This window comes from Anaerorhabdus furcosa, assembly GCF_900167375.1.
GTDB lineage: Bacteria > Bacillota_I > Bacilli_A > Erysipelotrichales > Erysipelotrichaceae > Anaerorhabdus > Anaerorhabdus furcosa.
Genome location: NZ_FUWY01000001.1, coordinates 553293 through 577620 on the forward strand (window position 1 = coordinate 553293; position 24328 = coordinate 577620).

Sequence of the window (24328 nt, forward strand, 5' to 3'; positions counted from 1 at the left end):
TCACCATCATTTCTTATCAATTATATCATGGTTTTAATCTATCATAAAGAAGGCGATTTCACTGCATTATTTTATAATATGTGCACTTTTCATTGCTCATTTGGTCAATATGTCATTAAAAACACATCCTCTGCCCCAAATACCGAGAAAAATAGTGTAAGATGTATATATATCTATTTTTTCACAAATACCTCGATTCCATTAGATGCGTTTTTATTTAGGGAGAAACTAATTTTATATGCATAAGTACAAAATTGTAAAAAATATACCTTTATTGTTACTAGTTTTAGTTAATTCGCTTTTAGTATTAACTATTTTTTCCTTGATGGGATATGCACAAAATTTATTAAATTCTGATATTCAAACTAATTTAAATGAAATTGTTATACAAAATAAGGATGTCATAAACAACAGTCTTAGTAACGAAGTTAACAAATTAAACCTTATTTCAAGTCAATTGTCTGAAAGATACTCACAAAAACAAATTCCTTTAGAACAGATATTTACGGAATTCGCGAATGATAAAAATGAATCTCAATTATTTATTGCATTACCAAATGGTATTGCCTACTTGCCGGATGGAGGATCGCTCGATATTAATGGAAGGAAGTATTTTCGTTTAGCTTTAGAGGGTCAAAGTAACATCTCTGATCGTTTGATATCTAGAGCAAACGGTTCAACTCTCTTTGTTATGAGTGCTCCAATTACTAGCAACAATGAAATCATTGGTACAATTCAACGTCAATTTACTCTTGAGCAAATGTATGATCTATGTTCATCTTCCCTCTATACTGATAAGGGATATACTTACATTATAAATAGTGATGGGTATATCATTATAGGTTCACAAGATGAAGAATACACTCCTGAATCTGATAATTTATTTAGATTATTATTTATAGACAATCCTAATGAAACACGTATTTTACAAGAGCATATAAATACGAACACCACTGGATTTATGAAGGTTTCATATCGTGGCACAAAAATATATGCTTCTTACACACCGTTAGACAAAGTATATGATTGGTATCTTGTGTCTAGTGTAAAAACAAACGCTGTACTGCCCAATGTACAAACTGTGGTTAAAATATTCTACGTTGTACTCTTTGTTTTATTTATTGGATTCCTTTTGTCTTCATCTTATTTTTTCTATTCAAGATTAGAGCAAGAAAAGAAACTAAGAAAATTAGCTTTTATTGATCCTGTTACTGGACTTGATACATATACAAAATTCCAATTTGATTTACAAAGCATTCTCCAATCAAATCCAACTAAAAAATTCTTTATATTTACTTTTGATGTAGATAACTTTAAGTATATAAATAATTATTATGGATACAACATTGGTGATAGTATTCTTACAATTATCCACAAACTATACTCTGAAACACTATTGTCAAATGAACTATGTGCTCGTCTTTATAGTGATCACTTTGTCATGTTATTAGAAGACGCAAGTACACAACGATTAAATTCATTATTTAGTTCAGAGATTACAATTGATAATATCATCGTTTATTTGTCTGCAGGTATTTACGAAATAACTGATTCAAATGAAAATGTAAACTTGATGGTAGACAAAGCAAACTTAGCTTCCAAAAATTCAAAAGGTACCCACCACAAGAAAGTGGAATTTTATAATGTTGAACTAGATAAGAAACTTATTCAAAATGAGCAAGCAAAACGTGCCATAGAAAAAGCAATTCAAGATGATGAAATTGTTCCTTTCTTCCAACCTAAAATAAATATTAATACAAATAAGATTGAAGGTGCTGAGGCTCTTGCGCGTTGGATTACCAAAGCAGGAATCATTATTCCGCCAAGTGATTTCATTCCTTTATCAGAAAAAACTGGTCTTATTCATGAAATTGATTTTATTATTTTAGAGAAAACGTTAAGGTTCTTAAGGAAGTGTCTTGATGATGGAATTAATTGCACTCCTATTTCTATCAACTTTTCTAGAATGCATCTTATGAGTCATGACTTCATTGTTCGATTAATAAGTAAAATCAATGAATACCAAATTCCTCCAAAACTAATTGAAATAGAATTAACAGAAACTGTAATATTTGATAATTATCAAATCATTGAAGATTTCATTAACCATTTACATGAACATGGTTTACAGATTTCTATGGATGATTTTGGTAGTGGGTACTCTTCACTAAATATGTTGAAGGATATTGAAATAGATGTTATTAAATTTGATAGAGGTTTCTTGCAAGATACTCAGAAGAGTGAAAGACAAAAAGTAATTCTTTCAGCAATTACCAACATGGCTGTTGGTTTAGGTATCAAAGTTGTTGTTGAAGGTGTAGAAACTCAAGAAAATGTTAACTTAATGAAAGAATATGGTTGCACAATAGCTCAAGGTTATTATTATGCAAAGCCAATGCCAATCGATCAATTTGAAATCATATTTAAAGAAGGTAAACTATGAAAATAAAATTTTTAAAATTAGTAATTGCCTTCGTATTTATCATTCCTTTATCAAGTTGTTCCACTAAACAAAAAGAGGTTTATATCGGTGTATCCTTTGGAGTTGGTGAAGCTATCCGTTGGGAAAAAGAAAAAGGATATATGGAAGAAGCAGCAAACAAGTTAGGCATTAAAATTGAAACTCGGCTAAATAAAACAGATACGCCATTAACTCAAACAGAAGATTGTATAGAAATGATTGATAGCGGAATTGATGTATTAATTCTTATACCAAGAGATGCGTTTAATGTTGATGAAATACTTGATTACGCAAAGAAGAAGAATGTTCCTGTTATTAGTTATGCTAGAACAATTATGAATAATCCAATTGATTTGATTGTTGGCTATGATAGTAATCGTATTGGTCAATCAATGGGACAATATTTATCAGAAACAGCTTATCAAGGTGATTATATTTTATTAAGTGGTGATCCTAATGATAACAATGCACTTGATCTTTATAATGGTGCAATGCGATATCTTGAACCCATTAAAGATAATATAAACATTATCTTGGATACATCTGTTCCTAACTGGTCTGCAGATGAAGCAAAGACACTCGTTAGAGATGCAATTATAAGTAATCATGGTAATGTGGATGCAATCTTAGCACCAAATGATAAAATTGCTGGTGCCTGTGCAGAGGTAATTAAAGAGTTCAATATGGATCATCCTGTTATTATAACAGGTATGGATGCTGACCTTGATGCTATTAAAAGAATTGTAAATGGTGAACAAAATATGACACTTAGTTTAGATTTAAAGGAACTTGCTAATGTGGCAATTCAGGAAGCCTATAATATAGCTACAGGAAATCCTACTACCGTTAATTCTGAAGTCGATACAGGTTATACAAAAGTAATTAATGCTCATCTAATTGCAGGAAAAGTAATTGTTAAAGAAAATATTGATAAGGAAATCATTGAAGCAGGAATTTATACACACGCTGAAGTTTATGGCAATTAAAACAAAAGGCACCTAAAATTAGGCGCCTTTTCTTATATCAAATTTCTTTGAATATTTTAGTTTTTGCTAAGACTTTAATCAATGGAATACCAATCACAAAACAGGATACCAATTCACCAAACCCAACTTCTAAAGCACTAATAATAAATCCTGAAGTTATTGTCGCTGGGAAGAAAACCACAGCTAATTCCAATCCAATAATAATTGCATTGAATAGCACTGGCATAAACGCAGCCAATAATGGTAATCCTTTGAATTCTATGTTTCTCAATCGGTATGTACATACTGCCGCTAAGAAAGTTGCAAATGTACCCACAAAGACATCCATGAATCCTAGGATATTCATCCCCGTCATTGCTCCTACTAAATTAGTAAGTGCACAACCAAGAGTTACTCCCCATATTGCGGGTGGATAAATAATTGGTAATAATGTTAAAGCTTCAGCAATCCTTACCTGTATATTGCCATAAGTAATTGGTGCAAGTGCTACAGATACAACCGTGTATACTGCTGCAATCATTGCAATGATTGTAAATCTTTTTAATCGAGCGTTCACAAAAAATCCTCCTTGTTTTATTTTAAGTCAGGGAATCGCGACTGACTGTTTACTAGTTTAGCACTTTTTTTATTCTCTTTCCATCATTTCTTTAATCATGAATGTCATTGCAATTGTCTTTGCATCTTCAATTTCTTTGTTCATTATCATTTCTACTAAATTATGAATTGATTTCTTTGTCACATTCATAAATTCATCTACATCTAAGTTTTGACCTTTAAATTCATCGACCTTTGCATAATACATTTCTATTTTTTCTTCCAAGTAAGCACCTGTTGGAATCATTCGTCCTAAATAAAGATAATCTTTTCCACTATATCCCGTTTCTTCAATTACTTCTCTTTTTGCGGTTTCTAATGGATCTTCACCTTTTTCCATCTTTCCAGCTGGAAATTCCATTAATACTTTTTGTTGAGCATAGCGAAACTGACTAACAACAAAGAAATCTCCATCAATATCTTGTAAAGCTATTGCCACACCTCCTGGATGCTCTACTACTTCTCGTAAACCCTTATCTCCATTGGGCAACTCAACCTCATCATGTCTAACATTAATTAATCTACCTTTAAATTTAATTTCTTTACTTAATGTAATTTCTTTAAGCTTCATCTTCTACCTCTATACCCTGATATTTTAACGCTAATAATATACCTTTATTCGTTAGTTTTTTACCCATTAATTCTTTCACCCTCCAATGAACTTTACTCGAAGAGGGATCTTTCAAATTGTCAATTTGCTTTGTATATTCAGTTTGTTCTTGTTGGATTTTCTCAACCATATTTTCAAAAATAGCTAATCTCTCGATTGCTTCACCATAAAATTTTCCATTTTCTTCATTTAAATTTTCTACTGCATATTTACCATTTATTTTCTTTGTTAAGCGCTCCATGGATTACCTCTTTTCTTCATTTACTATACACCTTTTCTATTATTTTCCCAACTGGGTTTGACTATAATTCAAGTTGTTTTATATAATAGTTAGTAAAGGAGAACAAAACCATGTACTTAAATGAACAAGAAATCAAAGATTTGCATTTACCTCGTTGGAATGAATTGCCAAGTTTAAACTTATATATGGATCAAGTAGTTGATTATCTTCAACAAGTACTTGGTGTATTGATGATTTCAGGACAAGAAAGTTTTATTACAAAAACAATGATAAATAATTATGTTAATCAAGGAATTATTCATGCACCTGAAAATAAAAGATATTCAAATAAACATTTAGCTTATCTCGTTGTTGTTTGTATTATGAAACAAGTCTTCAGTCTTCAAGAGATTTCATCTTTATTTAAATATCAAATTTCAATGTATCCAGATGAGCAAGCTTATAATTATTTCATTACCGAGTTTGAATCATGTTTTAAAAACTTATGTTTAAGACAACCTATTAAACATACACCAAGTCTTGATGAAGGAAGAGATGCGGTTTATATTATTCGCAATTTAGTTATGAGTATTTGCACAAAATTAAGTGTTCAAAATGATTTGCAAAATCCTGAACTTAGACAAAAAAAGAGTTAATGATGAAAAAGCTGTATTGACTTAGAATGTAATTATCATTTTGATAACGATTCTACTTTATACAGTTTTTTTTATGAGTTACTTTAAATTATGACTTGTTTCTTTTATTGCTTCTTTATTTATTTTTTCATCCTCGTACCATCTTCTTCCTAAATAGAAAATTACAATATTAAATAGCATGAATACAATCATGATGAGTGTGTACTTATCAACATATACCATTGGTAAGAATATATTTTCAGTAAGTACAAATAGAATACATGCAAATAATGTAATAAGTATGCCCAGAACTTTATAGATGCGTTTTCTATACCATTCTTTTCTTTCCTCTAATTGCTCTCCGTTTTCATCAACTTCATCCACATCTTTCTTCTTTGAGAAGATTAAAAGTAGTGTGAACAAAAGTCCAATCAGTGTTACTATTAAATTAACTAATGCCCAACTGCGCCCATTACCAAGAATACCCATTGTCGGCATACCATTTTCACCAATAATCATTAAGTTATTATTACCACCACTTGTAGGTGGGTTTTGTGGTTTAACAATAACCGCTACTTCATCTTTAGTTTCAGGTGATGCCACAACCTCTAAAGATGGTGTTTTCTCTACTGGTGGATTTTTAGGATTTGTTGTTGCATTAGGTGTTGGTGTCTTTGTTGGAATTGGTGTTGCCGTTGGATTGGGTGTTGGATCATCTGGTTGTGTTGTCGGTGTTGGTACTATTGTTGAATTTTTTATATAAAACAATTTGATAACTTTATTGTTATTAATTAAGTCACCTGCTTTTAATGCTGGTTCCATATTTGAATAGGAATATCCCGTAAATTTCTTTGGTAAAATAGAATCACTTGTAATTAACAATTGATCTTGATCATTGATCCAAACATTAATTTCAACTACATCCGTTGAACTCGCTACTGAGTTTCCTTCTAACCAATGCTCTACGACATATTTAATTGGTTTTGTTATTGCATCATCTTTAACATACTTTGCAATTAAACTAGTTCCTGATGTAATTTCATCTCCTAAATTAACTGGGTTAACTCCATCATAAAATCCTTCTAGTTTATATCCGATTTTCGCTTTGTCTTCAAGCCTTCCAATTGAAATCACTTGTTGATTAATCCAAGCATTATTGGTATAAATTTCTTCTAAATTAGAATCTATATTTCCTTCATAGGAATATTCAACTTTATAATTCACTTCTACTAAGATTTTTTTGTAGGCTATCGTAATTTCTGTTCCATTGATTACGATATCATTAGCGTGAATCTCATTTCCAAGGATATCCTGAATTGTATTAATTTCATATCCGTCATAATCAGCTGTCGTTAATGAATTAAGTGAATTGGTTGATACTTCTAAACTTTTATCTAATGTCCCTTGCCATATTTCTTTTTCATAAATTTTTGATTCTATATGATTTTCAGTTACATGATGGACTGTATATTGAATCGTCTCCATATTTCGATCATAGTAAAGTCTTAAAGTATTATCTCCACTATCCATTTGAATGGAGTTGATTGCATCTTGATGATTTGGAGTATATGTATAGAATTGAAAATTCTTTACATGATTACTTGCCAATACCTCTGCACCAGCAATGTAAGGTACATCAACATTTTCTGTTGGTTCTTGTAAAGTATATGTTCCATCTTCATTTTGTAAATAATATTCTACAATATAATCAAATGTAAGTGGTGCTAATCTCTCTTTATATCCATAATATAAACTATATTGTTTATTACTTGCATCAACTGAATAAATTGTTGCCATACTTGCCCCTATGGCATTTGGAACATACTCATAATATTTACCCCAAACTTCAATTGTTTGTGGAGGTATTACTGAGTAACTATTAAAACTCAAATCAGGGCTATTGTTTTCAAGATAGTATTTATTTTGCAGTGTCACTCTCTTTGAAAATTCTGTAATTATTTTATTTGATTGATCAATAAGTTTTCCTGAATCATTTACTAAATAGAAATTCATATGAATCGATCCAGTATTACCTATATTCAACGTTGGATTTTCATAATCTCTTGTTTGACTATCATTGTTATAATCCGTGTATGTTAATGACGCAGATTTATTTGTTTCAAATAATCCACTTTCTTTAAAATCATCTTTAACTTTAATATAAATTGATAGTGTTTCTTTCTCTTCTGAAATATTCCCCACATTCCAAACTACTTCGTGGGTAGTAAGATTATACGATGCATCTCCTGTAGAAGTGCTCAAACGAGGCTCTCCCCCAGCATCAACCATCACTTCAAATACTTCATCATTTATAATGTCTCGAATAACCGCATCGGTACCAGCTATACGAATTTCATTTGCGATTTTTGTATATACCGCAGATAAATCATTTTTATTTGCTACATTTATTGCAAAGCTTGGTTCAGAAGCTAGAGACACTAAATTATCATTAAATGCTTTCTCACCAACCTCAAGTCCAATGGAATAGACTGTTGCAACACTTTTAAGTTGGTTTGATCTTGATTCAATTAGTCCTACATCTTTATTAGGTACACCATCACTCAAAAATATCGCATAGACAAGCCTATTTTTTTCTGACTCTGGTCTTGATTGGATTAATTTATAAGCATACTCCATACCAGCTGCATAGTTCGTTTCTCCTTCAAACCTAATCCTGCTCCATATTACATTGGTGTAAAAATCTACGGTTTCATAATAATCTTTCGTTCCTTGCAAGAAATTGGATATTTCAATTTTTTGTTCTGGTCCATATCCACCAAAGTTATCTGCTAAATAACCTGCCTGACTATCAAAATCAACTACCCCTATCCGAATATTGGATTCAGGTGTAATTACAATGTCTGCTAAATCTTTAACTGCTTCTTTTAATGCATCAACCCGATATGTATCGGCTGCTGCCATACTTCCAGATGTATCCAAAATAAGTACAACATCTGAAGGGGCTTGAATTGAATTACCAAAGACAGAAAAATCAATTCTAGCTTCTCCTTTACTCTCATCTACCCAATAAGCTTCTTTCGTACTAAAAACAGCTCCTGGATCTGCATTGGATGCATGGATACTTACTAAATTATCTACCATTTCTTCTTCAAATTCTTCTAAATCAGTTGCTTCTTCTGTTGGAATTATATATAAATACTTAAAAATAACTGCATTTCCAGTTTCTTTTATTTCTATTTCTTCTTGATCTTTTTCAATCAATTGGTACCCTTCTTTAAGTTGAACATAGTCATTCGTATTAATCATCTCACCAATAGGTAGATCATCGATAACAACTTCTTCTTCCTCTTGGGTATCACCATCAATATAAATATGAATCACTTTCAGAGATGCTGTTGATTCTTGTTTTACATCTTCCTCTGGTGTTTTTTCTTCTTCAAGCATATCTACGATTGTATCTTCAGTTTGATTTATTGTCCTAGCAAAAACAGAAAAGCTATTTACAGGAAGTAATGCTGCCATTAAAGCTAATGACAAGAAAATTTTTAATATTTTATTACGCATTTGGCTCACTCCAGTCTTGGTCTATTGACTCTATATTTTCCCAGTAGGGATTATACATGATGATATCTCTAACATCTTCTAATATGACTAGAATAAGACAGAAAATGTGCCAACATTTGAAAAATAATCGAAAAAAACTAGATTTTTAGTCTAGTTTTGATTAAATATCCTTATATTTCTACACCACTTTGTATAATTACTTTCTTTATAGTTTCATCAATATTATCATGCAAAAATGTTGCAAGTTCTGTTAAACTTTTGTCTTTATAGTCATCATAACAAATTGCTTCTCCAATCGTTATGCGATAGGGTGTTTTATTTTTGATGTTTTTGAAGTCGCCATAAACATTGTGCAGAGTAATCGGTACTATATTTGCTTTTGCAAGATATGCAGGTTTCAATGATGCTTCATGAAAATTATTTACAACGCTAGATTTTGAACGAGTTCCCTCTGGGAATACTAAAACCGAGTTACCTGCTTTCATCCAACGGGTTGCTTCTCTTAACATCTTGATGGCACTTGCTTGATCATCTCGATCAAAATAAATTAAATCTAATATTTCAGCCCAAGTACTTATCACTGGAATTTTTTTATTTTCTTTCTTTGATATAAATGTTGTTGGTTTATTCAATGCTGCAACAATGACCAGTGGATCAATTGTCCCTTGATGATTTGACACAAAAAGAGTTGGACCTTCTGGTAATTCAATATCATTTACTTCAACAGGAGTTTTTACAATCTTCAAAAACTTTAAACAAGCTTGTCGTGCTTCAAAATAACGTACATCAAATGATGCATTTTTGACATTTTTAGCTTTAGGATAACTGCATAAAACATAAATAGCACCTAATATTAATCTAAACATCTTCAGCCACCACCATTGCCATTGCATATTCACCATCATGACTAATTGATAAATTAATTTTATAATAATCCATTAAACAGATTGGTTTTCCTTCACTTGTTGTTTGAATTTCGATAACTTTCATCGTTTGTATTACTGTTGCTTTAATAATCGCTTCTTTTGCTGCAAATCGACCTGCTAGCCATTCTTTTTGTCTTGTTTTTGAAAGATTTTGAAATTCATTGTACTCATTCTCTGTTAAGATTTTTTGTGCAATCTTTTCATCAATTCTTTCTATTTTACATAAATCGCATCCAATACCAACTATCATTTTTTACCTCTATTTAGAATTGTCAATCGCAAACATTAATTCAGCTTCACAAGCTAATTCACCATCAACAAGTGCTTTTGCATTTGCAAAACCGATTCCCATTCGTACTTTTACTAATTCTACTTCTAATGTCAAAACATCACCAGGTACAACTTGGCGTTTAAATCTAGCTTTGTTTATGCCCGCAAATAACGCAATCTTTCCTTTATTTTCTGGTATTGAAAGCAAAAGAACTGCTCCTGTTTGAGCTAGCGATTCTAAAATTAGAACCCCTGGCATCACTTGCTTTTCTGGAAAGTGACCCACAAAATGCATTTCATTCGCACTTACACATTTTTTGCCAGTTATTTTTTCTCCTTCAATAGCTTCAATTGTATCCACTAATAAAAATGGATAACGATGAGGAATAATTTTTTTTATATCATCACTACTATAAATCATATTAATCCTCCCACTTTTTGAACACTACTGAAGCATTGTGTCCACCAAACCCAAATGAGTTAGACATTGCATAATTTAACTCAGCTTGAATACCTTTGTTTAAAACTAAATTCACATTGCATTCCTCATCAATATTTTGATGATTAATTGTTGGTGGAACAAATTGGTTTGCTAATGCTAATACACTAATGATTCCTTCAATTGCACCACTTGCACCAAGCAAATGTCCAGTCATTGATTTTGTTGAAGATACATAAGGTTTATGCTCACCAAAACAATGATTCATGGCTTTGCTTTCAGTTTTATCATTTAGATTTGTTGATGTCCCATGTGCATTGACATAGTTTATATCACTTGGATTAATCTTTGCATCCTCTATTGCCTTGCGCATTGCTTTGGTTGCAAATTCTCCTTGCTCTGCGGGTGCAGTAATATGATTTGCATCACATGTGTTTCCATACCCTACAACTTCACCAAGTATTTTAGCACCACGTTTTTGTGCACTCTCAAGTTCTTCTAACACTAAGATTCCTGCACCCTCTCCCATGACAAATCCATTTCTTTCTTTATCAAAAGGAATACTTGCACGATTAGGGTCAGTACTTTCACACAATGCTCGCATTGCCATAAATCCACCAATTCCTACAGGAGTAATACTTGCTTCACATCCACCTGCAACAACCACATCTTCATATCCATCACGAATGCGTTGATATGCCAAACCAATTGAATCTGTTGCTGATGAACATGCTGTTACGATGCATTGAACATTACCATGTATTTGATGATCAATTGCTATTTCACCTGCAGCCAAGTTAATCAATGACATCGGTATGAAATAAGGAGAGATACGTGTTGGTCCACGACTTTCCAAAGTTTTTGTTGCGTTTTCAATTGATGATAACCCACCAATTCCTGAACCTAAAATAATACCAATACGATCTTTATCTAGTTCATCAATTTTTGCTTCACCAATTGCTTGCTTTGCAGCTATTCTTGCAAATTGTGTAAATCGATCATTAAACTTAAGTTCTCTAGCTGTAAAGTATTGATCCATATTTAAGTCCTTTACTTCAGCTGCAAGCTTTACTCGATAATCTGTTGTATCAAATGCTGTTATTGGACCAATTCCACACTTGCCATCCATGATTGCTTGCTTTACTTCTTCAACTGTATTTCCAATCGGTGATACAACACCCATTCCTGTAATAACAACTCTACGTTTCATTTACATCACCATCCCGCCATCGATTACAATTACTTGTCCTGTAATATAATCTGCATCTTTACTTGCTAGAAACTTTGCGACACCTGCAACTTCTTCTGCATGTCCAAATCGTTTCAAAGGAATAACATCCATCATTTTATTTTTAAGATTTTCATTTAATACTTGTGTCATTTCTGTTTCAATAAACCCCGGAGCTATAGCATTCACTTGGATATTACGCGAACCTAATTCTTTAGCACTTGCTTTTGTCATTGCAATGATAGCACCTTTACTAGCTGCATAATTTACTTGACCAATATTTCCAATCAATCCAATAACACTAGCAATGTTGATAATCTTACCTTCTCTTTGTTTCATCATGATACGACTTACTGTTTGTATACAATTGAAACAACCTTTTGTGTTGATTGCCATGACTTTATCAAAATCTTCATCACTCATTTTTAGCATTAAATTATCGCGAGTAACTCCTGCATTATTTACTAACACATCGATTCTTCCGTATTTCTCAACTAATGATTTCATCATTTCTTTTACTGCTTCATGATCTTGAACATCACATTTATAAATAGAATGATTACCAGTAGGTAATGTATTCAATACTTGGAGTGCTTGTTCTTCTCTACTTGCAAAATTAATTATTACATCATGATCTGCGGCTAAGCATTTCGCAATTGCTGCACCAATACCACGACTTGCCCCTGTTACTAAAGCAACTTTTCTTGTCATACTTGACCTCCTTGAATCATCTCTTTTGTTTTTTCAAAACTCTTCACATCATCCACATTGCAAATTGTTACTATCTTTTCATTTGCTTGTGCAATCTTCTTAATGAAACTTGAGCATGTTGTTTTAGGACCAATTTCTATAAATGTATCGAATCCATCTTCCATCATTTTCTCAATTCCTTTTTGAAATCTTACTGGTGATACAAGTTGTTCTGTTAAACTATCTACAATATTGTCAGTAACCTCACCAGTTAGATTTGTATAAACTGGTAGTTGTGGTTTATTCCACTTTACTTCATTGAGTGCTTTTCTCAATTCATCTTTTGCTAAGTTTAAAAGAGTACTATGGAATGCTCCACTAACTTGTAGACGAATTGCACGTCTTGCACCTAAATCAATACAATTTTGAATTGCTTTTTCAAGTGCTGCTTCTTCACCAGTAATTACAATTTGATCTGGTGCATTGTAATTCGCAACACTTACAATGCCCACATCACTTGCATCAAGACAAGCTTGCTCAATCTTATCCGCACTTAGTGATAGAATTGCAGCCATACCACTTGTTGTCTTTTCAATTGTTTCTTGCATTAATGCACCTCTTTTTTTAGTTAGTGCAATACCCTCTTCAATTGAATATGCTCCAGCGCATCCATATGCACTGTATTCACCCAAACTTAATCCAATACAACCTTCGGGATGTATTCCTTCATTTTTAAGCATATTTACTGCAGCCATAGAAATACTATAAATAGCCCATTGTGCATCTCTTGTTGTATTTAATCTTTCACTATTTTCAAAACAAACATGTACTAAGTCATTATTCTTATTGCATACGTCAAATACTTCTTTAAAACTATTAGAATTCTCTAAACAATCTTTACCCATTCCTAGGTATTGTGATCCTTGCCCTGCAAATACAAATGCTATTTTCATTTTATATCTCCCATCAAGTCATGAATAACTTCTTTTACATAACGTAATTTTGTTTGAGTTGGAATCGTTATTCCACTAAATATCAATCCATCTGTTGTATTTCCTTTTGCTGCTTGAATTAATGCTTCTGTAATACAAAATGGTGTCACTTTGAAATCACAAGGCTTAATACAATTTACACAATAAGTAGGTGCTACTCTTCCTTTTTCAAGTTGTTTAGATAATGGATTAGCTATTGCTCTACCATAATAGCCAACTGGACTTTTAATTAATGTTAATTCTTGTTGATCATGATTCAAAAACATTTCTTTGAATTTAATATCTGCATCACATTCAATAGTTGGAATAAATGATGTTGCAACTTGTACACCCTTTGCACCTTTGTTTATTGCCTCTTGAATTTTTTCTTTTGTATTCATTCCACCTGCAACATAAATAGGAATTATGCAATTATATTTTTCTTCATATTCACGTACAACTGGTTTTGTTTCTTCTAAAATATCTAAAACATTTTTTGCACTATGTTCTAATAACTCTTCGGGTTTAAATCCCAAATGTCCTCCTGCATCAGGACCTTCAATTACAATGAAATCTGCTGTGCAGTTATAATGTCGATCCCAACTCTTTAATAAAAGTTGTGCAGCTTTAGCGCTTGAAACAATTGGTGCTACAAGCAAATCTCTATCTTTTGTTAGTGATGGTAAAGATAAAGGTAATCCAGCACCACTGATAATGACATCCACTCCTGCATCAATTGCTGCTTGTACATATTCGTCATAACGATTAATTGCACACATTGCATTGATCGCAAGTAATCCTTTTCCCTCGCTAATTGCTCTTGCTTTATTTACTTCTTCCTTTAATGCTTTTACGTTTGCACTAAATGGATCTTTCATAAAATCTGGATCACGATAACCTGGATGTGCTAACGAGATTACTCCCATTCCACCTTCCTTCATCACTGCTCCCGCTAAGCTTCCTAGTGATATACCTACTCCCATTCCACCTTGAATTAATGGGATTTCTAATTTATTCAAAGTTAAATCGAAAGTTCTTGCCATATGTTACTTAACTCTTCTTTGTTTGTTTTTGCTTCATGCATTAGTTCATCAAGGATTTCTTTAATTGGTTGAATTTTTTTACACATACCTGCAACTTGTCCCATCATGACAGATCCATGTTTCATATCACCATCAAATACTGCACGACGTAATGCACCTAAAGTAATAACTTCTAATTCTTCTTTTTCTGCATTTGCTTGTTCAAGTTTACGATATTGAAGTGCCATTTGATTCTTTAGAATTCTTACTGGTGCCCCTAGATTTCTTCCAGTTACAATAGTATCTAAGTCTTTTGCCTTAATTACTGCTTGTTGATAATTCTTGTGAACTGGACATTCTTCACTCACAAGGAATCTTGTGCCAATTTGCACACCAACTGCCCCTAGTGCTAAACATGCATTAAGTTGTGCACCACTTGCAATTCCTCCTGCTGCAATAACTGGAACATGAACAGCTTGAACAATTTGTGGAACAAGTGCCATTGTTGTTAATTCACCTACATGTCCGCCAGATTCTGTGCCTTCTGCAATAATGCCATCAACACCTGAGTCTACTAAACGTTTTGCAAGTGCCACACTATTTACTACAGGATAAATTTTTATACCTGCTTCTTTTAATCGTGCACAATATTTACCAGGATTTCCAGCACCCGTTGTTACAAAAGCAACTTTATCTTCTAAGATGATATCTACAATTTCATCAGAATATGGATTCATTAACATTAGATTTACACCAAATGGTTTAGCTGTTAATTGTTTGCATTTCTTAATTGCTTCTTTTACTTCTTCTGGTTTCATTGCACCTGTTGCAATAATTCCGAGTGCTCCTGCATTTGATACTGCTGCTGCAAATTCAGGTGTTGCAATATGAGCCATTGCTCCTTGTAAAATTGGATATTCTACATTAAATATTTCTTTGATATTCATTATTTAATTTCTCCTTCTAACTTCCAAAGGCAACTGCTATAAGTTAACCCTGAACCAAATGCTACAAATAATATCGTTTGGTCTTTTTGAATTAATTTTTTATCTACCATTTCCGCAAGAACCAATGGAACACTTGCACTTGAGGTATTTCCATACTCCTGAATGTTTTTATAAAATTTATCTTCGCTTATTCCTAACTGTTTACTAGCTAGACTTATAATCCTTACATTTGCTTGATGTGCAACAATATAATCTACTTGATCAATTGTAATTTGTGCATCATCTAATTCTTTTTTTATACATGTTGTAAGTGCGTTCACCGCAAACTTAAACACGTCTGTACCCTTCATAGATAGTCTTGTTTTTTCATCATAGATTGAATTGGTTTTCAAACTATCAGTTATATCATGCTCAGTAAAACTATGAAACTTTGGTTCATAATCACTTTGTGTTAAGACAACAGCACCTGCTCCATCACCAAAGAGAATACAAGTCCCACGATCAGTCCAATCAATAATGCGACTCATTGTATCACTCGCAACAATTAAAATATTCTTGTAGCTACTTAGTAAGTGATGTGCAGTTTCTAATGCAACCACAAATCCACTACACGCTGCATTAATATCAAACGCCAATAAATTTTTACGATCAATATCTAGTCTTCTTTTTAATTGACAAGCCATTGAGGGTGTAAATAAATCTGGTGTGATTGTAGCGAATAAAATAACATCAATTTCTTCTTTATCTAACCCTGATTTAAGTATTGCTTTTTTTGCAGCTTCTGTTGCAATATCCAAATTGGTTTCATTTTCGACAACATGTCTTCTTTGTATTCCTGTTCGTTGAACAATCCATTCATCATTTGTATCAACCATCTTACTTAAATCATCATTAGTTAATACTTTATTGGGTGCATAACTTGCAACTGACAAAATTTTACTCATGGCATGCACCTAACTTTCTAAATTTCTCATAGCGATTTTTACTTCTTACTTTTTCATTTTGAGTTTGAAGTTTATTTAATTGTTCATATAATCCTTGTCTAACTTGTTCAATGCAGTAATTTGGATTTTCTTGTATCCCACCTAAAGGTTCTTTGATGATTTGATCAACGATACCTTTTAAATATAAATCCTTTGATGTTAACTCCATCATTTTTGCTGCTTCTTTAACTCTTGTTTCATCTTTCCATAGAATACTTGCAAATCCTTCTGGTGACAAAATAGAATAAATTGCATTTTCAAACATCATGATGTGATCAGAAACACTAAGTGCTAATGCTCCTCCACTACCACCTTCAGATAATACAATCGTGATTACTGGAACATTTAATGTCATAAATTGTTTAAGACATTGAGCAATTGCTTCAGCTTGTCCTCTTTCTTCAGCACCTTTACCAGGATATGCTCCTGATGTATCTACGATTGTAATAATTGGACGGTTGAATTTCTCTGCTTGCTTTGCTAAACGTAATGCTTTTCTATATCCTTCAGGATTCATCATCCCAAAATTGCATTCCATATTTTCTTGTAATGTTTTTCCTTTTCTTTGCGCAAGAATTGTTACTGGCTTCCCTAAGAAACTACCAATTCCTCCCCAAAGTGCTCCATCTTCTCCATAAAGTCGATCACCTTTTTGTTCGAATAAATCAGTAAATAAACTCTCAACTAAATCCATTGATTTAATTCGTTTTGGATGACGAGCTAAACACACAATATCCCAAGCATCTAAATGAGAATACGCTTCTTTTTTTAGTTGCTCAATTTCTTTTTTTATTAAACTTGCTTCTTCTTTAGAACAGTTTTCTAACTTTTCTCTTAGAAGTAGTATTTTTTCTTCTGTTTTTGACCAACTCATTTTTTACCTCTTTCATGAATCTTCAGTAATTGAATACATGTTGATCTCATATTTTCGCGTTCAACAATTTGATCTAAGAATCCTTTTTTCTCCAAAAATTCTGCAGTTTGAAAATCATCTGGTAATTTCTCATTTACAGTTGATTGAATAACACGTTTACCTGCAAAGCCAATTAAACATTGTGGTTCACTTAATTGAATATCACCAAGCATTGCAAAACTTGCACTCACGCCTCCTGTTGTCGGGTGTGTTAAATAAGAGATGTAGAGTAATCCTGCTTCATCATGTTTGGCTAATGCTGCACTTGTCTTTGCCATTTGCATTAATGAAAGTATTCCTTCTTGCATACGTGCTCCACCTGAGCAACTGAAGATAATTAGTGGTAACTTTTTCTTTGTTGCATACTCAATATGGCGAGTAATTTTTTCTCCAACAACTTCACCCATGCTACCCATCAAAAATCGATTATCCATCACGCATAATGCTACGCGGTAAGTTCCAATTTTCGCAACTCCTGAAACAACTGCTTCATTCATATTTAGAGTTTCTTGTAGTTTTAAAATTTTATTTTCGTAGCCTGGGAAATTACTTTTCTTTACTCTTTTTAACGAATGAAATGTTTCGATAAAACTGTTCTCATCACAGATATAATCTAATCTTTGTTGCGCAGTTAAGGCATGAACATGTTGGCAATGAGGACAAACAAAATAATGTTTACTTATCTCTTGATAATTAAATACACTCTCGCATTTATTGCATTGCCATGTATCTGGATGATTCATCTTTTTTATAGGTTTGGAAAGTAACTTTTCTCGATAGTCTCTAAATACTTGTAGTCTATCTTTTCTTTCCTTAAAGGCTGAGTTCATTTTTCTTTACCTCTTCAATGAATTTAGTAAGAGATGATGTATCATATCGTCCACTTACAAAAATCGGATCATGGAATAATAAATATTGAAATTCTATGTTTGTCTCTACTCCTTCAATTAGCAATTCTTCTAATGCAACTCGCATTCTCTTGATTGCCTCTAATCGTGTAGGTGCATGAACAATTAATTTAAGAATCATTGAGTCATAGAAAGGCGGAATTGTATAACCTGCATAAACTGCACTATCAATACGTATTCCTTGTCCTCCTGGTACATGGAAAGTTTTAATTGTCCCTGGGTTGGGTGCAAAGTTTGCTTTCACATTTTCAGCGTTAATCCTACATTCAATGGCATGTCCTTGTAACGTGATTTCATCTTGTGTAAATTCCAGTGGTTTTCCTTCTGCAACACGAATTTGTTGTTTAATCAAATCCAACCCCGTGATCATTTCACTAATTGTATGTTCCACTTGAATCCGTGTATTCATTTCCATGAAGTAATGATTTTGTTGATGATCTACCAAAAATTCAATGGTACCAACGCTATCATAATTTACATATTTTGCTGCTTTAATTGCATCTGCATATAATCTTTCTTTTGCTTCTTGTGTTAGGACATCACAAGGCGCTTCTTCTACCGTTTTTTGATTACGTCTTTGCATTGAGCAATCACGTTCAAAAAGATGAACAACATTTCCATGTTTATCACCAAGTAGTTGTACTTCAATATGTTTTGGGTTAACTAAGTATTTTTCCATATAAACACTATCATCACCAAAAGAGATTAGCGCTTCACTACGGGCTTGTTCATACGCAGTAACACAGTCTGATTCTTCATATACGATACGCATACCACGACCACCGCCACCACTGCTGGCTTTGATGATAACTGGATATCCTATTTTATTTGCCATCTCGATACAATCATCTTTTGTTGCGATGCATTCTTTTGATCCTGGTACTACAGATACACCTGCTGCAATCATTGATGCTCTCGCATTGGACTTATCACCCATGCGATCAATAACTTCTGGTTCTGGTCCAATAAAGATAATACCAGCATCAATAACTTTTCTAGCAAAAGTACTATTCTCACTCAAAAATCCAAAGCCTGGATGAATAGCATCTGCTCCTGTTCCTTTTGCTGCTTCAATAATTGAGTCCATATTAAGATAACTATTCTTACTTGGAGCATCTCCTATACATATACTTTCATCTGCAAGTTGTGTATGATATGCTTCCTTATCTGCTGTTGAATATACCGCTACAGTATTAATATTCAACAGTTTACAAGTACGAATAATTCTTACTGCTATTTCACCACGATTCGCTATTAAAATCTTTTTAATCATTATTCGATTTCAAGTAGCGGTTGGTCAAACTCAACAAGTTTACCTGATGGTGCAAGAATTGCTTTTACAATTCCTTCTTTATCAGCTTGGATTTCATTCATGACTTTCATTGCTTCAATGATACCGACAGTATCACCAATATTTATTTTTTGTCCTACAGTAACTAACGCTTTACTTTCAGGTGAACGCGTTAAATAAAATGTACCTACTAGTGGTGCATTAATTGTTTTCATTTGTTTCTTAACTTCTGGTTTATTTTCAATTGGAGTCGCATGCACTTGTGGTTCGTTGGCATAAACAACTGGTGCATTCCCCATGTTTTTTTCTAAGCATACTTTGAAGTCTTTTTCTTCAATACTCAATTTAGTAAGTGAAGTTCCTTCAAATTCGCGTATTAGTTCTTTTAAATCTTCTTTTTTCATCTTTGTTAGTAAAAAAGGGAGTTAATCCCTTTTATTTCCCCGCTAATAGTTTTTCGATATCGCCAACAGTTTTTAATTGAACAAGTTCTTCATCTTCAATTTTGATGTCAAAATTGCTTTCTAATTCCAATGACAATTCAACAGCTGCCAATGAATCAATTCCCAAATCATCTTTTAATGAAGCTTCAGGTGTGATTAAGTCAGCATCTACATTTAGGGTTTCTACTAATACATCTCTAATTTTTTCAAACATAAATAATCTCCATTTCTTTTGAGCATATTGATTATAGCATTCACGATTTTACTTGTAAACATCATCTCTTATTAAAAAATAGATGACAATCTATGCGATATTACTTTGAAAGCGCTATTTTCGTTGTAAAACCCTTTATTTAAAGGTATAATCTCATTTGTGATAGAATGATGAAAAAAGAGGTTTGAGATGAAAAAGAAGATATTTTTTACTGTTTTAGTTGTATTTATCGTGGTTTATGTCATATTACAGGTAATCCCTTTTGGTAAGAATAAGGTGGATAATCCCTTTAAAATAGAACCTGGATCAAGACCTTTAGTTATTGCACATGGTGGAGCTAAACTAATGAATCCTGAGAATACTTGGATGGCTTATGATTATGCCTACAATCTTGGTGTTGATGTACTAGAGATGGATCTACAAATCACAAAAGACAATCAACTAGTAACCTATCATAATGATGCTTTACAAGACTTTTCAAATGCACAGGGTCTAGTATCTGAACATAACTATGTTGATTTAAAACAATATAATTTTGGTGAAAACTTTGAAGATTTAGAGGGTAATCTTCCTTATAAAACATTAACCGAACAAGAAAGAATTACTTATGGTGATGCTTTAACTCCTGCTAATTTAGAAGAAATGTTTCAAAAATATGGAAAAGATGTCTTATATATTTGTGAGTTAAAGAACTATGGTGAACTTGGTCAAAAATCTGCACAAAGAATTCTAGAATTAATCAAACAATATGATATGGAGAATTATGTTTGTGTTGCATCCTTTGATAAAGCTACTTTAGATTATTTTATTTCCATTGCTCCTAAAACAATAATTACCTCTTTTGACATGGGAACAGCAACTAGCTTTGTAATAGCGAATTATTTGGGGTATGGTATTTTTATGAATTATCCACAATCTGGATTTCAGTTGCCTATGAACAAGTTTGGAATTCCTTTAGATACGTCTTATCTTGTTTACAAAATACATAAAAATGATATGTTTGTACACTATTGGACAATCAATGAAATTGGCGATATGAAAAAATGTATTCAAGTTGGAGCCGATGGAATAATTACAGATCGTCCTGATTTACTCATTAATTTACTCAATGATATGGGCTATTAAAGTTAACTTCTTGTTAACTTTTTCTTTTATTCTTAATAAGAGTTGAAACATATTCAAGTTTTGTTGTATAAATAGTTTAGAGGAATAATGTATGTACTTTAAATATGGAAACAAAGAAAAAGATTATCTAATAAACAAAGATGAAAAACTAGCTCAGGTGATTCACCAAGTTGGACATATTCAACGATCAGTTAATCATGATTTATTTTCTTGTATTGTGAATAGTATTGTTGGGCAACAAATTTCAACTAAAGCACAACAAACGATATGCGAAAGAATGAATCTCTTACTTGGAGATATTCATGCGGATACCATTTTATCTGTGACTATCGATGAATTACAATCACTCGGTATGAGTTATCGCAAGGTTCAATACATTGTTGATTTTGCAGATAAGGTTAAAAACAATGAAATTAATTTGGATTTATTACCCACCTTATCTGATCAAGAAATCATCAATCAACTATCAAGTCTAAAAGGCATAGGGGAATGGACTGCAGAAATGATGTTACTTTTTAGTTTAGAACGCCCTAATGTGTTTAGCTACAACGATTTAGCAATTCTACGTGGTTTACGTATGGTTTATCATCATCGCAAAATTGATCGTAAATTATTTGAATCATATCGAAGAAAATTTACTCCTTATTGCAGTGTCGCAAGTCTTTATTTTTGGGCCATTGCAAGTGGTAAATACGAAGGCTATAAAGACTATGCACCCAAGAAAAGAAAGTAGGTATTCTTATGGAATATACAACGCTTTATAAGTCGCCTTTAGGTAATATTACGCTTGCTAGTGATGGCGTGGCAATTACTGGTTTGTGGTTTGAAAACCAAAAATACTTTGCTCGTACATTATCAAAAGAAACCTCGCAAAAAAATCTTTCTATTTTTAATGATGCTAAAAAATGGTTAGACATTTATTTTGTTGGAGAACAACCTGATTTTGATTTACCCCTTGCAACAAAGGGTACTCAGTTTCAAGAGGATGTATGGAAGGTTCTTCTTGATATCCCTTACGGAACAACTTGTACCTATGGTGATATTGCTAAGAAAATTGCACAAAGACATAATAAAAAGACCATGTCTGCACAAGCTGTTGGCGGAGCTGTTGGTCATAATCCAATTTCTATCATTATACCTTGCCATCGTGTTGTTGGAGCAAACAAGAGTCTAACTGGCTATGCTGGAGGTATTCATCTCAAAGTGAGTTTATTAGAATTAGAAAAAATTAATATTAATCAATACAAGCTTCCCACTAAAGGAACTGCATTGTAATTAAAATAAAATCACTTTATTTGTGATTTTATTTTTTCTTATTCGCAATAATTTTCACTTCGCATTCAAGTTCATATCCAGTTTTATTTTTAACATCTTGTTGAACATATTCAATAAGATCAATGAAATCATTACTTGTTGCTTGATTATAATTAATTAGAAACCCTGCGTGTTTTTCAGATACCATAGCACCACCACACATCTTTCCCTTCAATCCACACTGATCAATAAGTGCACTTGCATAATTTCCTTCAGGTCTTTTAAAGACGGATCCTGCACTTGGATATTCTAATGGTTGTCTATCTTTTCTTCTTTGTAAGTAACGATCCATGAGTGATCTTATTTCAGTAAAATCACCCTGTTCTAATTCTAGAACAACACTTAGAATAATTTTATGAGTATCTGTAAACATACTTTTACGATAAGAGAAATCTGTTGGTGTTACTTGGATTTTATGAAAAGTTCCATCTTCATCCAAATATTCTATCTCTTTTACAACATCCTTAATTTCTCCTTCGAATGCACCTGCATTCATATAGATTGCTCCACCAATAGTTCCTGGAATCCCATATGCAAATTCAAGTCCTGTTAAACTATGTTCACATACAACCTCGCAAACATCCATTAGGTTTGCTCCTGCTTGCGCAACTACTTTATTTCCCTTTACTTCTACATATTTAAAATTCCTAGCTAAAACTAATACTACTCCTTCATACACTTTATCCTTAAATAAAACATTCGATCCATTTCCCAAGATAAGCATAGGTAGTTCTATTCTTTCTACTTCTTTTTTAATTAGTTGTATTTCTTCGATATTATTTATTTCAATTACGTACCAAGCCGGTCCACCTAATTTTAGTGTCGTATAATTCGACATTTCTAAATCCTTAAAAGTTGAAATTTCATGCTGAACACAAAAGTTTTCAAACTCTATTCTCTTATTCATAATAAACCTCGTCTATATTGATATTTTAAACTGAAAACTACTTTTTTAAAATAGAGATGCATAACATAAAAAAGTTGGTGTTACACACCAACTCTAATTATAATAATTCTTTAATCTTTTCTTCAACAACCGCTAAATCTTCTGTAGGTTCAAAACGAGCAACTACATTTCCTTGACGATCAATTAAGAATTTTGTAAAGTTCCATTTAATATCTGGACTTTCTTTGTATTTAGGATTTACTTTCATTAAAATTTCTTCAAGTTTTGCTGTGATTTTATGTTTTGGATTAAATCCTGCAAATCCTTTTTCATGTTTTAAATAAGTATACAATTCATGTTCATTTTCACCATTAACTTCAATTTTCGAAAAACGTGGAAATGTTGTTCCATAATTTAAACTACAGAATTCTTGTATTTCTTCATCAGTTCCTGGTGCTTGATTATGAAATTGATTACAAGGGAAATCTAAGATTTCAAATCCTTGATCATGATATTTTTTATAGATTGATTCTAGTTCTTCATATTGTGGTGTGAATCCACATTTAGTTGCAGTATTTACAATTAGTAAAACTTGTCCTTCGTATTGTCCTATTGAAATTGTTTCACCTTTTGGTGTCATTACATTAAATTCGTAAATTTTCATTTTTCCTCCATGTTAAGGCACTCCTTAACTTCTATCTTCATCCTATCAAGGAAAAACACTTTA

General features: G+C 32.4%; 26 protein-coding genes. 6 read left to right on the forward strand and 20 right to left on the reverse strand.

What is annotated here, in order from left to right:
- The first annotated feature begins 238 nt into the window (after window positions 1–238).
- On the forward strand, window positions 239–2443 hold the full coding sequence (locus B5D14_RS02750; protein ID WP_143254374.1) for a bifunctional diguanylate cyclase/phosphodiesterase: 2205 nt from the start codon (window positions 239–241) through the stop codon (window positions 2441–2443).
- Window positions 2440–3447 (forward strand): sugar ABC transporter substrate-binding protein, encoded by a 1008-nt coding sequence (locus B5D14_RS02755; RefSeq protein ID WP_078711049.1) that lies wholly within the window; start codon window positions 2440–2442, stop codon window positions 3445–3447. Before B5D14_RS02750 ends, B5D14_RS02755 begins: the two co-directional genes overlap by 4 nt.
- Before the next feature lie 37 nt (window positions 3448–3484).
- Here B5D14_RS02755 and B5D14_RS02760 read toward each other — a convergent pair whose 3' ends face one another.
- The 3 genes from B5D14_RS02760 to B5D14_RS02770 form a co-directional block, all read right to left on the reverse strand.
- On the reverse strand, window positions 3485–4003 hold the full coding sequence (locus tag B5D14_RS02760) for a QueT transporter family protein (protein ID WP_200804740.1): 519 nt from the start codon (window positions 4001–4003) through the stop codon (window positions 3485–3487).
- Window positions 4004–4072: 69 nt separating this feature from the next.
- Window positions 4073–4612 carry an NUDIX domain-containing protein gene (locus tag B5D14_RS02765; protein ID WP_078711050.1) on the reverse strand — a complete coding sequence of 180 codons (540 nt, stop codon included), beginning with the start codon at window positions 4610–4612 and terminating at the stop codon, window positions 4073–4075.
- Window positions 4602–4892, reverse strand: a complete 291-nt coding sequence (locus B5D14_RS02770) for a hypothetical protein (protein ID WP_078711051.1) — start codon at window positions 4890–4892, stop codon at window positions 4602–4604. Before B5D14_RS02770 ends, B5D14_RS02765 begins: the two co-directional genes overlap by 11 nt.
- Window positions 4893–5002: 110 nt before the next feature.
- Here B5D14_RS02770 and B5D14_RS02775 point away from each other — a divergent pair, with 110 nt between their 5' ends.
- Window positions 5003–5527, forward strand: a complete 525-nt coding sequence (locus B5D14_RS02775) for a DUF1836 domain-containing protein (RefSeq protein ID WP_078711052.1) — start codon at window positions 5003–5005, stop codon at window positions 5525–5527.
- 78 nt (window positions 5528–5605) lie between these two features.
- On the opposite strand, the gene B5D14_RS12350 is transcribed toward B5D14_RS02775, so the two are convergent.
- From B5D14_RS12350 to B5D14_RS02850, 15 genes are all read right to left on the reverse strand, one after another.
- Window positions 5606–9031 carry a vWA domain-containing protein gene (locus B5D14_RS12350; RefSeq protein ID WP_078711053.1) on the reverse strand — a complete coding sequence of 1142 codons (3426 nt, stop codon included), beginning with the start codon at window positions 9029–9031 and terminating at the stop codon, window positions 5606–5608.
- Between the two features lie 170 nt (window positions 9032–9201).
- Complete coding sequence (locus tag B5D14_RS02785) at window positions 9202–9897, reverse strand: lysophospholipid acyltransferase family protein (RefSeq protein ID WP_159443702.1); 696 nt, start codon at window positions 9895–9897, stop codon at window positions 9202–9204.
- Window positions 9890–10207 (reverse strand): holo-ACP synthase, encoded by a 318-nt coding sequence (locus B5D14_RS02790; protein ID WP_078711055.1) that lies wholly within the window; start codon window positions 10205–10207, stop codon window positions 9890–9892. Before B5D14_RS02790 ends, B5D14_RS02785 begins: the two co-directional genes overlap by 8 nt.
- A gap of 9 nt (window positions 10208–10216) precedes the next feature.
- Window positions 10217–10648: a 3-hydroxyacyl-ACP dehydratase FabZ gene (gene fabZ, locus B5D14_RS02795; RefSeq protein WP_078711056.1), complete on the reverse strand. Its 432-nt coding sequence runs from the start codon at window positions 10646–10648 to the stop codon at window positions 10217–10219.
- A 1-nt stretch (window position 10649) separates the two neighbouring features.
- Window positions 10650–11876, reverse strand: coding sequence for a beta-ketoacyl-ACP synthase II (fabF, locus tag B5D14_RS12200; protein ID WP_078711057.1), 1227 nt, complete (start codon window positions 11874–11876; stop codon window positions 10650–10652).
- Window positions 11877–12605: a 3-oxoacyl-[acyl-carrier-protein] reductase gene (fabG, locus tag B5D14_RS12205; protein ID WP_078711058.1), complete on the reverse strand. Its 729-nt coding sequence runs from the start codon at window positions 12603–12605 to the stop codon at window positions 11877–11879.
- The gene (locus B5D14_RS02810; protein WP_078711059.1) at window positions 12602–13537 is read right to left on the reverse strand and encodes an ACP S-malonyltransferase; all 936 of its coding nucleotides are present in this window, start codon (window positions 13535–13537) and stop codon (window positions 12602–12604) included. Before B5D14_RS02810 ends, fabG begins: the two co-directional genes overlap by 4 nt.
- Window positions 13534–14598 (reverse strand): NAD(P)H-dependent flavin oxidoreductase, encoded by a 1065-nt coding sequence (locus B5D14_RS02815; protein WP_078711060.1) that lies wholly within the window; start codon window positions 14596–14598, stop codon window positions 13534–13536. Before B5D14_RS02815 ends, B5D14_RS02810 begins: the two co-directional genes overlap by 4 nt.
- On the reverse strand, window positions 14577–15524 hold the full coding sequence (locus B5D14_RS02820; RefSeq protein ID WP_078711061.1) for a DUF561 domain-containing protein: 948 nt from the start codon (window positions 15522–15524) through the stop codon (window positions 14577–14579). Before B5D14_RS02820 ends, B5D14_RS02815 begins: the two co-directional genes overlap by 22 nt.
- Window positions 15524–16468 (reverse strand): beta-ketoacyl-ACP synthase III, encoded by a 945-nt coding sequence (locus tag B5D14_RS02825; RefSeq protein WP_078711062.1) that lies wholly within the window; start codon window positions 16466–16468, stop codon window positions 15524–15526. Before B5D14_RS02825 ends, B5D14_RS02820 begins: the two co-directional genes overlap by 1 nt.
- Complete coding sequence (locus tag B5D14_RS02830; RefSeq protein ID WP_078711063.1) at window positions 16461–17381, reverse strand: acetyl-CoA carboxylase carboxyltransferase subunit alpha; 921 nt, start codon at window positions 17379–17381, stop codon at window positions 16461–16463. Before B5D14_RS02830 ends, B5D14_RS02825 begins: the two co-directional genes overlap by 8 nt.
- Window positions 17378–18250 carry an acetyl-CoA carboxylase, carboxyltransferase subunit beta gene (gene accD, locus B5D14_RS02835; protein WP_078711064.1) on the reverse strand — a complete coding sequence of 291 codons (873 nt, stop codon included), beginning with the start codon at window positions 18248–18250 and terminating at the stop codon, window positions 17378–17380. Before accD ends, B5D14_RS02830 begins: the two co-directional genes overlap by 4 nt.
- Window positions 18234–19601: an acetyl-CoA carboxylase biotin carboxylase subunit gene (accC, locus tag B5D14_RS02840; RefSeq protein ID WP_078711065.1), complete on the reverse strand. Its 1368-nt coding sequence runs from the start codon at window positions 19599–19601 to the stop codon at window positions 18234–18236. The genes accD and accC overlap by 17 nt, the downstream gene beginning before the upstream one ends.
- Window positions 19601–20023, reverse strand: coding sequence for an acetyl-CoA carboxylase biotin carboxyl carrier protein (gene accB, locus B5D14_RS02845; protein ID WP_078711066.1), 423 nt, complete (start codon window positions 20021–20023; stop codon window positions 19601–19603). The genes accC and accB overlap by 1 nt, the downstream gene beginning before the upstream one ends.
- A gap of 31 nt (window positions 20024–20054) precedes the next feature.
- On the reverse strand, window positions 20055–20276 hold the full coding sequence (locus tag B5D14_RS02850; RefSeq protein WP_078711067.1) for an acyl carrier protein: 222 nt from the start codon (window positions 20274–20276) through the stop codon (window positions 20055–20057).
- A gap of 189 nt (window positions 20277–20465) precedes the next feature.
- Here B5D14_RS02850 and B5D14_RS02855 point away from each other — a divergent pair, with 189 nt between their 5' ends.
- The 3 genes from B5D14_RS02855 (at window position 20466) to B5D14_RS02865 (ending at window position 22676) form a co-directional block, all read left to right on the forward strand.
- Window positions 20466–21401, forward strand: a complete 936-nt coding sequence (locus tag B5D14_RS02855) for a glycerophosphodiester phosphodiesterase family protein (protein WP_078711068.1) — start codon at window positions 20466–20468, stop codon at window positions 21399–21401.
- Between the two features lie 91 nt (window positions 21402–21492).
- Window positions 21493–22134 carry a DNA-3-methyladenine glycosylase family protein gene (locus tag B5D14_RS02860; protein WP_078711069.1) on the forward strand — a complete coding sequence of 214 codons (642 nt, stop codon included), beginning with the start codon at window positions 21493–21495 and terminating at the stop codon, window positions 22132–22134.
- Window positions 22135–22142: 8 nt separating this feature from the next.
- On the forward strand, window positions 22143–22676 hold the full coding sequence (locus B5D14_RS02865; RefSeq protein ID WP_078711070.1) for a methylated-DNA--[protein]-cysteine S-methyltransferase: 534 nt from the start codon (window positions 22143–22145) through the stop codon (window positions 22674–22676).
- 28 nt (window positions 22677–22704) lie between these two features.
- Here B5D14_RS02865 and murB read toward each other — a convergent pair whose 3' ends face one another.
- Together murB and B5D14_RS02875 are read right to left on the reverse strand one after the other, a co-directional pair.
- Window positions 22705–23622 (reverse strand): UDP-N-acetylmuramate dehydrogenase, encoded by a 918-nt coding sequence (murB, locus tag B5D14_RS02870; RefSeq protein ID WP_078711071.1) that lies wholly within the window; start codon window positions 23620–23622, stop codon window positions 22705–22707.
- Window positions 23623–23719: 97 nt separating this feature from the next.
- On the reverse strand, window positions 23720–24265 hold the full coding sequence (locus B5D14_RS02875) for a glutathione peroxidase (protein ID WP_078711072.1): 546 nt from the start codon (window positions 24263–24265) through the stop codon (window positions 23720–23722).
- Window positions 24266–24328 lie beyond the last annotated feature (63 nt).